The organism is Flavobacterium cucumis (assembly GCF_900148835.1).
GTDB lineage: Bacteria > Bacteroidota > Bacteroidia > Flavobacteriales > Flavobacteriaceae > Flavobacterium > Flavobacterium cucumis.
In genome coordinates this window covers 432,525-444,387 of sequence record NZ_FRYK01000001.1, presented here as the reverse complement: position 1 = coordinate 444,387, position 11,863 = coordinate 432,525, and the positions used below count along the sequence as shown (strand labels likewise).

Below are 11,863 nucleotides of genomic sequence, written 5' to 3'. Positions count from 1 at the left end.
TCATGAGTAATAAAGTAATACACGCTATATATAATGATGATGATGTTTTAATGGATGCTGTTAAACAAACAAGAGCAGCTCATCATCACATAGAAGAAATCTATACTCCTTTTCCAGTCCATGGTTTAGACAAGGCTATGGGTTTAGCACCGACAAGAATTGCAATTTGCGCTTTTCTTTATGGATTAGTAGGTTTATCTGTCGCTACTTGGATGATGAATTTTATTATGATTCAAGATTGGCCTCAAGATATTGGTGGAAAACCAAGTTTTAGTTATATTGATAATATGCCAGCGTTCGTACCAATTATGTTCGAATTAACGGTATTCTTTGCAGCTCATTTAATGGTTATAACCTTTTACATGAGAAGTAAATTATGGCCCTTTAAACAAGCTGAAAATCCAGATGTAAGAACTACAGATGATCATTTTTTAATGGAAGTGGGTGTTCACGGTAATGAAGAAGAATTGCTTTCTTTCTTTGCTAATACTGGTGCTGTAGAAGTTAAAATTGTTGAAAAGCATTAATAGATAGTTATGAAAAGTTTATATAAAATAGTAGCAGTAGTAGGTTTGTCTATCATGACAACTTCATGTTTCGATAAAGCAAAACCTAACTATCAATTTTTTCCAAATATGTACGAAGCGGTTTCTTATGAAACTTATTCAGAACATAATGTATTTAAAGATGGAGTTGAAGCTCAATTGCCTGCTAAAGGTTCTATCAAAAGAGGTTTTGTGCCTTACGAAATTCCAAATACACCAGAAGGTTATGCTTTAGCAAAAGCAAGTTTGAAGTCACCTCTTGATTCTTTGTCAATTAATCAAGATAAAGCTAAAGAGTTATACACTATTTACTGTGGAATTTGTCATGGTGATAAGGGAGATGGAAAAGGAAACTTAGTGGTTAAAGAAAAATTCCTTGGTGTTCCAAGTTATGCTGACAGAGAAATCACTGAAGGTAGTATTTATCACGTAGTTACCTATGGACTAAATTCTATGGGTTCTCATGCTAATCAATTATCTCAAGAGGAGCGTTGGATAGTTGCAGACTACGTTTTAAAATTAAAAGCTGGATTATAATAGTAAAACTTTTTGAAAATAATAGATATGTACACGTTTTCAAGTAAATTAAAAACTTTTTCATTCATCCTAATGGCTCTTGGAGTTGTTGGAATTGTATTTGGATTCTTAAATGCTCCAAAAACAATTGAGGATGTAGAAAAATTATTAGCAGATAGTCATCACGGTCATGAAGTTGCTCATGTTGAGAAGATTGCTCCACAGGCTGTTGATACTCATATTGTAGCAGATACTGTAAATGTCGCAGTTGCTCATGTAGCCGATTCAACTCATGTAGAAACTAACAATACTACAGTTGATTCTACTGTTCATGTTGAAGATACTACTGCTGTTGTAGCCGTTGCTGAATCTCCTGCTCATACAGACAATCACAAAACTCATTCTAAAGCAGACGCTCATTATCAGGATGATCATAAAGCTCATTTAGAACATGTTTTACATCAATTACAAAATAAGCCTTGGGCCGCCTTGTATGTGGCTTGTATCTTCTTTATGTTAATTTCTGTTGGAGTTTTAGCCTTCTATGCTATTCAATATGCAGCTCAAGCGGGTTGGTCACCAATTTTATTTAGAGTAATGGAAGGTATTACGGCTTATTTATTGCCAGGTTCTATTATTTTCTTCCTTTTGTTGGTTGCTGCAGGAATGCATTGGAATCATTTATTTGTATGGATGGATCCGGAAGTTGTTAATCCAGAATCAGTTAAATTTGATAAATTAATTTTCCTTAAAAAAGGATGGTTAAGTGTTGGAAGATTCTTAGGAACCGCAGCTGTCATTTTAATTGTTTGGAATTACGTTCGTTTCAAGTTTGTTAAAAACTCTATTGCTCAAGATGCTGCTGAAGACAATGCACCATATAAGAGAAATTTTAAATTAGCTGCTTTCTTCTTAGTGTTCTTCATTGTTTCTGAGTCTATTATGTCTTGGGATTGGATTATGTCTGTTGACCCACACTGGTACAGTACATTATTTGGGTGGTATGTTTTTGCAAGTTTCTTCGTAAGTGGAATTACTGTAATTGCTATGATTACATTATATTTAAAATCTAAAGGATATTTAGAACATGTAAATACAAGTCACATTCACGATTTAGCTAAATTTATGTTTGGTATCAGTATTTTCTGGACATATTTATGGTTTTCTCAGTTTATGTTGATTTGGTATTCAAATATTCCAGAAGAGGTTACTTATTTCGTAACTCGTATCGAACACTATAAATTACCTTTCTTCGGAATGTTAGTTTTAAACTTCATTTTCCCATTGTTAATCTTAATCAATACAGATTTCAAACGTTTAACATGGATTGTAGTTATGGCTGGTATTGTAATATTATTTGGACATTATATTGATTTCTTCAATATGATTATGCCTGCAACAGTTGGTGATCAATGGTTTATTGGTATCCCTGAAATTGGAGCTTTAATGTTCTTCTTAGGTTTATTTATTTTCGTTGTGTTCTCAGCTTTAACTAAGGCTCCATTAGTTCCAAAAAGAAATCCTTTGATTGAGGAAAGTAAGCATTTTCATTATTAATAGTTAAAAAGAAATAAAAATGACAAGTTTCTTGGTATTTATAATTTTAGTTCTAATCGGTATTGCTGTTTGGCAATTAACTAAAATTTTTGATTTAACCCAAATTGGTGGTTCTTCGGATAATGACGAAATCGCTAATGATAGAGATAATAGTGTTAATGGTTATTTAATGTTTGCCTTTGTTGGTTTCATTTATGTTTTTACTATCTATTCATTGTATGCTTGGAGTGATTTGGTGTTAGGAACTCCAGCTTCTGAACATGGAAAAGATGTAGATAACTTGATGGCTATTTCTATGGCATTAATTTTCTTCGTTCAAACTATTACTCAGTTTTTATTGCATTATTTTGCATTTAAATACAGAGGTAAAGAAGGTCAAAAAGCTTTATATTTTGCAGACAACAACAAATTAGAAGCAATTTGGACTATTATTCCAGTTATTGTTTTAGCCGGTCTAATTATGTATGGCTTGTATACATGGAATAACATTATGTTTGTTGATAAAGAAGATGAACAAGATGCTATTATTGTTGAATTATATGCTAAACAATTTGGTTGGGAAGCACGTTATGCTGGTGATGATAAAACTTTAGGAAAAGCAAATGTAAGGTTAATTGAAGGCATTAATACTTTAGGTGTAGATTTAGCTGATCCAGCTGCTCAAGATGATAAAGTAGTTACTGAGTTGCATTTACCAGTTGGTAAAAAAGTGATTTTCAAAATGCGTTCACAAGATGTTTTACACTCAGCTTATATGCCTCATTTTAGAGCACAGATGAATTGTGTTCCTGGAATGGTAACCCAGTTTGCTTTTACTCCAACTGTAACAACTGCTGATATGAGAAATGATGAAGCAATTGTTGATAAAGTAGCTAAAATCAATAAAATTAGAGTAAATAATAGTAAGAAAATTGTAGCCAATGGTGGAACTGCTTTAGATTCTTATACTTTTGATTATTTATTATTATGTAATAAAATATGTGGAGCGTCACACTACAATATGCAAATGAAAATTGTTGTTGATACCCCTGAAGATTTTAAAGCTTGGTTAGATGAAAAACCAACCTTAGCACAACAATGGAAAGAGGCTAATGCACCTGCTCCAGTTGCTACTGAAGTTGTTCCAGTTATAGTTGATTCAACCAAAGTTGTAGCACAAGTTATCAAATAAGTTTTTATATATCCTATAATAGAATTAGTATGTCACACGAACACGGTCATCATAAAGAAACTTTCATTACTAAATATATTTTTAGTCTTGATCATAAAATGATAGCAAAACAATACCTTATTTCAGGTTTATTGATGGGTATTGTTGGAGTTGTTTTATCTTTATTCTTCCGTATGCAAATTGCATGGCCAGAAGAATCTTTTGAAATATTCAAGATTTTCTTGGGAGATAATTTTGCACCAGATGGTGTAATGCGTAATGATATTTACCTTGCTTTGGTAACTATACACGGAACAATAATGGTATTTTTTGTACTTACTGCGGGTTTAAGTGGTACGTTTAGTAACTTATTAATTCCGTTACAAATTGGAGCTCGTGATATGGCCTCAGGTTTCATGAATATGCTATCTTTTTGGTTGTTCTTTGTTTCTTGCATTATCATGATTAGTTCTCTATTTGTTGAATCAGGACCGGCATCTGCGGGTTGGACAATTTATCCTCCTTTAAGTGCTTTGCCTCAGGCAATTCCTGGATCTGGTTTAGGTATGACTTTGTGGTTAGTTTCTATGGCTATCTTTATTGCTTCTTCTTTGATGGGGTCATTAAATTATGTTGTAACAGTAATCAACATGAGAACTAAAGGTATGACAATGACTAGGCTTCCATTAACAGTTTGGACTTTTTTCTTAACTGCAATTATCGGTATAGTTTCGTTTCCAGTTTTGTTTTCTGCTGCATTGTTATTGATTTTTGATAGAAGTTTTGGAACATCTTTCTTCTTGTCAGATATTTTCATCCAAGGTGAAGTTTTACATTACCAAGGCGGTTCTCCAGTATTGTTTGAGCACTTGTTTTGGTTTTTAGGACATCCGGAAGTATATATTGTTATTTTGCCTGCAATGGGACTTGTTTCAGAGATTATTGCAACAAGCTCTAGAAAACCGATTTTTGGTTACCGCGCAATGATTGCATCAGTTATTGCAATTGCTTTTTTATCAACAATCGTTTGGGGTCACCACATGTTCGTTTCTGGAATGAATCCTTTCTTAGGTTCTGTATTTACATTTACAACCCTATTAATTGCAATACCTTCTGCTGTTAAAGCCTTTAACTGGATTACAACTTTGTGGAAAGGTAATTTACAATTGAACCCTGCAATGTTGTTCTCAATTGGTTTTGTTTCTACTTTCATCACTGGAGGTCTAACAGGTATTATCCTTGGAGATTCTACATTAGATATCAACGTTCACGATACTTATTTCGTAGTAGCTCACTTCCACTTAGTAATGGGTATTTCTGCGCTTTATGGATTTTTTGCTGGTGTTTACCATTGGTTCCCTAAGATGTTCGGCAGAATGTTAAATAAAAATTTAGGTTATGTTCACTTCTGGGTAACTGCCATTTGTGCTTACGGTGTATTCTTCCCAATGCACTTTATCGGTATGGCTGGTTTACCAAGACGTTACTACACTAACTCAGCTTTCCCATTATTTGACGAATTAGCAGATGTTAATGTTTTAATTACAATTTTTGCTATCGTAGGAGCAGCGTTTCAAATTGTATTTTTCTGGAATTTCTTCTACAGTATTTTCTATGGTAAGAAAGCAACTCAAAATCCATGGAGATCGACTACTTTAGAATGGACTACACCAGTTGAGCATATTCATGGAAATTGGCCTGGTGAAATTCCTGAAGTACACAGATGGCCTTATGATTACAGTAAGCCAGGTCACGATGAAGATTTCGTTACTCAGATCACACCAATGAAAGAAGGAGAAGAAGTTTTACATCACTAAGATTTTTTCCACAATATACAAACCTCTCCATTTGGAGAGGTTTTTGTTTTATAACTTTACTTATCTTTGCTTTTATGAACGATAATTTGAATCCAAATAAAGAATCCTATTCTTCGCAAGATATTGATATTGAAAAGGCATTGCGCCCATTAAGCTTCGATGATTTTTCTGGACAAGAACAAGTTTTAGAAAATCTAATTGTTTTTGTACAAGCGGCTAATTTGCGTAAAGAAGCATTAGATCATACATTATTTCATGGACCTCCGGGTTTAGGTAAAACAACCTTAGCTAATATTTTAGCAAATGAGTTAGGAGTAGGAATCAAAATCACATCAGGACCAGTTTTAGATAAGCCTGGTGATTTAGCGGGTCTGTTGACCAATCTTGAAGAAAGAGATGTTTTATTCATTGACGAAATACATCGTTTAAGTCCAATTGTTGAAGAATATTTGTATTCGGCAATGGAAGATTTTAAGATTGATATCATGATTGAATCAGGTCCAAATGCAAGAACCGTTCAAATCAATTTGAATCCATTTACTTTAGTTGGAGCTACCACTCGTTCAGGATTATTAACTGCACCAATGCGTGCTCGTTTTGGGATTCAGAGCAGATTACAATATTATAATACAGAATTATTAACCACCATTGTTCAACGTAGTTCATCCATTTTAAAAATGCCAATTACGATGGAAGCTGCTATTGAAATCGCTGGCAGAAGTAGAGGAACACCTCGTATTGCTAATGCATTATTACGTCGTGTTAGAGATTTTGCTCAAATCAAAGGAAACGGTAAAATCGATATCGAGATTGCAAAATTCGCATTAAAAGCTTTAAATGTAGATGCACATGGTTTAGATGAGATGGATAATAAAATTCTATTAACCATAATCGAAAAATTCAAAGGAGGACCAGTGGGATTATCAACATTAGCAACCGCAGTTTCTGAAAGTGGTGAAACGATTGAAGAAGTATACGAACCTTTTTTAATTCAAGAAGGTTTCATCATGAGAACACCTCGCGGAAGAGAAGTTACTGAAAAAGCTTATAAGCATTTAGGTAAAATTAAAAATAATATTCAAGGAGGACTTTTTTAAGAGCTGGAAGATGGAAGATGGAAGCTGGAAGTTTTATTTCGTTTTAAAAGATATTTTTATGAGTTTTAAGTTTGAAAAATTAATTATTTGGCAAAATGCAATGAGTTTTGGTGAAGACATTTTCAAAATTTCTCAAAACTTTCCTAAAAGTGAAACATATAATTTGACTTCCCAAATCAATCGTGCGGTTGATTCGATAGCGTTAAATATTTCTGAAGGTTCAATTGAGCAAAGTAATCCTGAGTTTAGAAGGTTTTTAGGATATGCAATTCGCTCTTTAGCAGAAGTTGTGACTTGTTTGCACAAAGCAAAAAGGAGAGCGTATATTAGTGAAGTAGATTTTGATAAATATTATCAGGATTCATATAATTTGATGAATATGATGATTGCTTTTAGAAATAAATTATCGTAATATGTCTTCCAACTTCCAACTTCCAACTTCCAACTATTCGAAAATAATCAAAGCCGAATCCAAAAGACTCGGCTTTTTGTCTTGCGGAATTTCCAAAGCTGCTTTTCTAGAAGAAGAAGCGCCTAGATTAGAAAATTGGCTTAATAACAATATGAACGGTCAGATGAGTTACATGGAAAACCATTTTGACAAACGGTTGAATCCAACTTTATTGGTGGATGATGCCAAAAGTGTAATTTCGTTATTATTGAATTATTATCCTTCCGAACTTCAAAATGATGACTCTTATAAAATTTCTAAATACGCTTACGGACAAGATTATCATCACGTCATCAAAGAAAAATTAAAGGAATTGTTGCATTTCATCCAAAACGAAATTGGCGAAGTTTCAGGAAGAGCTTTCGTGGATTCTGCTCCAGTTTTGGATAAAGCTTGGGCGGCAAAAAGTGGCTTGGGTTGGGTTGGAAAAAACAGTAATTTAATTACACAAAAAGTCGGTTCGTTTTATTTTATCGCCGAATTAATTATCGATTTGGAATTAGAATATGATTCACCAACAACCGACCATTGTGGAAGTTGTACAGCTTGTTTAGATGCTTGTCCTACAGAAGCTATTGTAGCGCCTTATGTGGTAGATGGAAGTAAATGTATTTCGTATTTCACGATTGAATTGAAAGATAATTTGCCACAAGAAATGAAGGGTAAATTTGACGACTGGATGTTTGGTTGCGATGTATGCCAAGATGTTTGTCCTTGGAATCGTTTTTCAAAACCACATAATGAACCTCTTTTTCAAACGAATTCTGAGATTTTAAACTTCTCAAAATCCGATTGGGAAGAAATTACGGTGGATACTTTTCAAAAGGTATTTAAAAATTCTGCTGTGAAGCGAACCAAATACGAAGGCTTACTTCGTAATATCAATTTCTTGAAGAAATAAATGGTATAGTGCTTTTCGGATAAAAATATTTTCAATTTCAAAACTTTACTGTAGTTTTGAGCGTTATTAAAAAGAAAAAATAAAATTATGGCATCAGGATTTTTCGCAATCTTAGACGATATCGCCGCATTGATGGACGATGTGGCAATGACTAGTAAATTAGCAACCAAAAAAACAGCAGGGATTTTAGGAGACGACTTAGCAGTAAATGCCGAAAAAGCAACGGGATTTTTAGCTTCAAGAGAAATCCCAGTGCTTTGGGAGATTACTAAAGGTTCGTTTATCAATAAATTGATTATTCTGCCGGTTGTTTTTGTTTTGAATTGGTTGTATCCGCCAGCTATTAAAGCGGCTTTAATCATTGGGGGAGTTTACTTAGCCTACGAAGGGGTGGAGAAAATTATCGAATACTTTTTTCATCGCGCTAAAAAAGGAGAAGAAGTTATCGCTGAAAGCCAACTAGAAGAAAGTGATGAACATTCGGAAAAAGCAAAAATAAGTTCGGCTATTAAAACCGATTTTATTCTTTCGCTTGAAATTGTCATCATCGCCTTAGGAACTGCAATGGAAAAACAGCATCCCTTGATTACCCAAATTTTAAGTGTAACTTTTGTAGCTATTATTGCTACTGTTGGAGTTTACGGAATCGTAGCTTTAATTGTTCGTATGGACGATGCCGGATTTTATTTAATGCGAAAAGGCAACGATAAAGGATTTTTGTCTTCTTTAGGTGGTGTTTTAATCAAAGCCTTGCCATTGGTTATTAAATTCCTTGCTGTCGTAGGAACTATCGCACTTCTTTTAGTTTCTGGAGGAATTTTTCTTCATAATATCGAATATATTCATCATTTAATTCCACATAGTATTCCATCAACTGTAGCTGAATTTGGCGTCGGAATCGCATTTGGATTGTTGGCAGTTTTGTTGATGACGGGGTTTGAGAAGGTGAAGGGTTTGGTGAAAAAATAACCTTTCAAAACTTTGATTATAAGTAAGGTGAGTAATATATATTATATGATTTGGTCTGATGCTATACTAACAGCTCAAAGTAAAAAAAAGAATAGTCAAGAATGGAAAATACTTGTTTATCTTTTTGCTGTTTTTCAGATGTTAAATTTGGCTATTATTATCATTTTAATAAAATCTTTTTTTGATATTCGTTATCCAATTACTTTTCAAATTGATATTTTTCCGGGAAGAATTTTAAATAGCTTATTTCCTGCTCTAATATTTTATATATTACCATTTTTTTAATTAATTTTTTTTGATTGTTTACAAAGATAGATACAAACAAATTATAGATAATTACAAAAGTTATAATGGGAAGTTAGTTTTAGGATATATTATATTTTCAATATTATCATTTTTTTTACCTCTTGTCATTATGAAATTTTATAAGTATCCTAACTATAAACTAGATTAATTGTTTTAATTTACAATTGAATGATTTAATTAATAATCCATTTATTTTTTCAAAAGAATGTCAAAATAATTTCTCATTTTATATGCATACTACTATATTTGTAAGTTAGTAAAATAAAAAATCATGCATAAAGATAGTAAACGTAGAGAAGCCTTATTATACCACGCTAAACCAACACCTGGAAAAATTCAGGTAGTACCTACCAAAAAATATGCGACACAAAGAGATTTAGCTTTGGCTTATTCTCCAGGAGTAGCAGAACCTTGTTTAGAAATTGAAAAAGACGTTAACAACGTTTATAAATATACCGCAAAAGGAAATTTAGTAGCTGTAATATCAAATGGAACCGCAGTTTTAGGTTTGGGCGACATTGGTCCAGAAGCTTCAAAACCTGTAATGGAAGGAAAAGGGTTGTTGTTCAAAATCTTCGCCGATATTGATGTTTTTGATATTGAAGTGGATACAAAAGACGTAGATAAATTTATTGAAACGGTAAAAAATATTGCTCCAACTTTTGGAGGGATTAACTTGGAAGACATCAAAGCACCAGAATCTTTTGAAATTGAAAGACGTTTGGTAGAAGAGTTGAATATTCCAGTTATGCACGATGACCAGCACGGAACTGCTATTATTTCTTCAGCTGCTTTATTGAATGCAGTAGAATTAGCAGGAAAAAAAATGGAAGAAGTGAAAATGGTCATTTCTGGAGCTGGTTCTGCTGCCATTGCTTGTGCTAATTTATATGTTGCCTTTGGAGTTAAGCCTGAAAACGTAGTAATGTTTAATAGTAAAGGGGCATTACGTAAAGACGATCCAAGAGTTACCGATATGCAACGCCGATATGCAACGGATAAACATTATGACGATTTAGCTCATGCTATGAAAGGAGCCGATGTATTTATCGGATTGTCATCTGGAGATATTGTTACACCTGAGATGTTATTGTCAATGGCCGATAATCCAATCGTTTTTGCGATGGCAAATCCTACGCCAGAAATCAACTACAATTTAGCAATTGATACACGTAAAGATATCATTATGGCAACAGGCCGTTCTGATCATCCTAACCAAGTGAATAATGTATTAGGTTTTCCATTTATTTTTAGAGGTGCTTTAGATGTTAGAGCAACAAAAATCAATGAGGAAATGAAGAAAGCTGCTGTTATCGCTTTAGCGGAATTAGCAAAAGAATCGGTTCCAGAGCAAGTAAATATCGCGTATGGCGAAACCAAATTAACGTTTGGCCGCGATTATATTATTCCAAAACCTTTTGATCCAAGATTAATTGCGGCAGTTCCGCCAGCTGTTGCAAAAGCTGCTATGGAATCTGGTGTAGCAATAGCGCCTATTACTGATTGGGAAAAATACAAAGACGAATTATTAGAACGAATGGGTTCTGATAACAAAATGATTCGTTTGTTAACGAATAGGGCAAGAACCAATCCAAAACGTATCATTTTTGCTGAAGCAGATCAGTTGGATGTGTTGAAAGCGGCTCAAATTGTTCATGAAGAAGGTATTGGTTTTCCAATTTTATTAGGAAATAAAGAGATAATAATGGAGTTGAAAGAAGAAATTGGTTTTGATACTGAAGTGCCAATTTTTGATCCAAAAACAAAAGAATCAGAAGTAAAAAGATTAGAATATGCCAATCATTTTTGGGAAGCTAGAAAACGCAAAGGAGTTACGTTATATGAAGCTGAAAAATGGATGCGAGAACGTAATTATTTTGGTTTGATGATGGTAAATACGGGTGAAGCAGATGCTATGGTTACAGGTCATTCCAGAAGTTATCCATCAACAATAAAACCAGTTATACAATTGATTGATAAAGCGCCAGGAGTTTCTAAGATTGCGACTACAAATATGATGATGACCTCTAGAGGGCCAATCTTTTTGGCAGATACTGCAATAAACCCAAATCCTACAGCTGATGAATTAGCTAGAATTGCTTTGATGACGGCTAAAACCGTTCGAATGTTTGGCATGGAACCAGTTATAGCTATGGTGTCTTATTCAAATTTTGGTTCGTCCCACAATGAAGCGCCAAGTAAAATAAGTCAGGCGGTTTCATATTTACATGAAAATTATCCAGATTTAATTGTTGATGGTGAAATTCAAACGGACTTTGCACTGAACTCAGAAATGTTGAAAAGTAAGTTTCCATTCTCTAAATTAGTAAATAAGAAAGTAAATACACTTATCTTTCCTAATTTAGACGCGGCAAATATTACCTATAAATTATTAAAAGAATTAAATAAGTCTGAATCAATTGGTCCAATAATTCTTGGCTTAGATAAACCTGTTCATGTGTTTCAATTGGGTGCAAGTGTTGAAGAAATGGTAAATATGGCAGCTGTGGCTGTAGTAGATGCACAAGAGAAAAGTAAAAAGACACTAAAATAG

At 33.6% G+C, this 11,863-nt stretch carries 10 protein-coding genes; all 10 read left to right on the top strand.

Annotated features, from left to right (window positions below; all coding sequences use genetic code 11):
* The first annotated feature begins 2 nt into the window (after positions 1-2).
* Complete coding sequence (locus tag BUE95_RS02080) at positions 3-527, top strand: DUF3341 domain-containing protein (protein ID WP_073580939.1); 525 nt, start codon at positions 3-5, stop codon at positions 525-527.
* Positions 528-536: 9 nt separating this feature from the next.
* Positions 537-1,082: a c-type cytochrome gene (locus BUE95_RS02075; RefSeq protein WP_073580938.1), complete on the top strand. Its 546-nt coding sequence runs from the start codon at positions 537-539 to the stop codon at positions 1,080-1,082.
* A gap of 27 nt (positions 1,083-1,109) precedes the next feature.
* The gene (locus BUE95_RS02070) at positions 1,110-2,618 is read left to right on the top strand and encodes a quinol:cytochrome C oxidoreductase (RefSeq protein ID WP_073580937.1); all 1,509 of its coding nucleotides are present in this window, start codon (positions 1,110-1,112) and stop codon (positions 2,616-2,618) included.
* Positions 2,619-2,637: 19 nt separating this feature from the next.
* Positions 2,638-3,789, top strand: a complete 1,152-nt coding sequence (locus BUE95_RS02065; protein WP_073580935.1) for a cytochrome c oxidase subunit II — start codon at positions 2,638-2,640, stop codon at positions 3,787-3,789.
* A 29-nt stretch (positions 3,790-3,818) separates the two neighbouring features.
* The gene (locus BUE95_RS02060) at positions 3,819-5,585 is read left to right on the top strand and encodes a cytochrome c oxidase subunit I (RefSeq protein ID WP_073580933.1); all 1,767 of its coding nucleotides are present in this window, start codon (positions 3,819-3,821) and stop codon (positions 5,583-5,585) included.
* A 74-nt stretch (positions 5,586-5,659) separates the two neighbouring features.
* A complete protein-coding gene (ruvB, locus tag BUE95_RS02055) occupies positions 5,660-6,682 on the top strand; it encodes a Holliday junction branch migration DNA helicase RuvB (RefSeq protein WP_073580931.1) in 1,023 nt (340 codons plus the stop codon).
* A gap of 58 nt (positions 6,683-6,740) precedes the next feature.
* A complete protein-coding gene (locus BUE95_RS02050; RefSeq protein WP_073582372.1) occupies positions 6,741-7,094 on the top strand; it encodes a four helix bundle protein in 354 nt (117 codons plus the stop codon).
* Position 7,095: 1 nt separating this feature from the next.
* Complete coding sequence (gene queG / locus BUE95_RS02045; RefSeq protein WP_073580929.1) at positions 7,096-8,034, top strand: tRNA epoxyqueuosine(34) reductase QueG; 939 nt, start codon at positions 7,096-7,098, stop codon at positions 8,032-8,034.
* Between the two features lie 87 nt (positions 8,035-8,121).
* Positions 8,122-9,003 carry a DUF808 domain-containing protein gene (locus tag BUE95_RS02040; protein ID WP_073580927.1) on the top strand — a complete coding sequence of 294 codons (882 nt, stop codon included), beginning with the start codon at positions 8,122-8,124 and terminating at the stop codon, positions 9,001-9,003.
* Between the two features lie 577 nt (positions 9,004-9,580).
* Positions 9,581-11,863 (top strand): NADP-dependent malic enzyme, encoded by a 2,283-nt coding sequence (locus tag BUE95_RS02030; RefSeq protein WP_073580923.1) that lies wholly within the window; start codon positions 9,581-9,583, stop codon positions 11,861-11,863.

Bases quoted from the DNA above. Each gene is read 5' to 3' on its own strand.
- BUE95_RS02030 (WP_073580923.1), top strand. From the start codon at position 9,581: ATGCATAAAGATAGTAAACGTAGAGAAGCCTTATTATACCACGCTAAA.
- queG (WP_073580929.1), top strand. From the start codon at position 7,096: ATGTCTTCCAACTTCCAACTTCCAACTTCCAACTATTCGAAAATAATC.
- BUE95_RS02040 (WP_073580927.1), top strand. From the start codon at position 8,122: ATGGCATCAGGATTTTTCGCAATCTTAGACGATATCGCCGCATTGATG.
- BUE95_RS02060 (WP_073580933.1), top strand. From the start codon at position 3,819: ATGTCACACGAACACGGTCATCATAAAGAAACTTTCATTACTAAATAT.
- ruvB (WP_073580931.1), top strand. From the start codon at position 5,660: ATGAACGATAATTTGAATCCAAATAAAGAATCCTATTCTTCGCAAGAT.
- BUE95_RS02080 (WP_073580939.1), top strand. From the start codon at position 3: ATGAGTAATAAAGTAATACACGCTATATATAATGATGATGATGTTTTA.
- BUE95_RS02050 (WP_073582372.1), top strand. From the start codon at position 6,741: ATGAGTTTTAAGTTTGAAAAATTAATTATTTGGCAAAATGCAATGAGT.
- BUE95_RS02065 (WP_073580935.1), top strand. From the start codon at position 2,638: ATGACAAGTTTCTTGGTATTTATAATTTTAGTTCTAATCGGTATTGCT.
- BUE95_RS02070 (WP_073580937.1), top strand. From the start codon at position 1,110: ATGTACACGTTTTCAAGTAAATTAAAAACTTTTTCATTCATCCTAATG.
- BUE95_RS02075 (WP_073580938.1), top strand. From the start codon at position 537: ATGAAAAGTTTATATAAAATAGTAGCAGTAGTAGGTTTGTCTATCATG.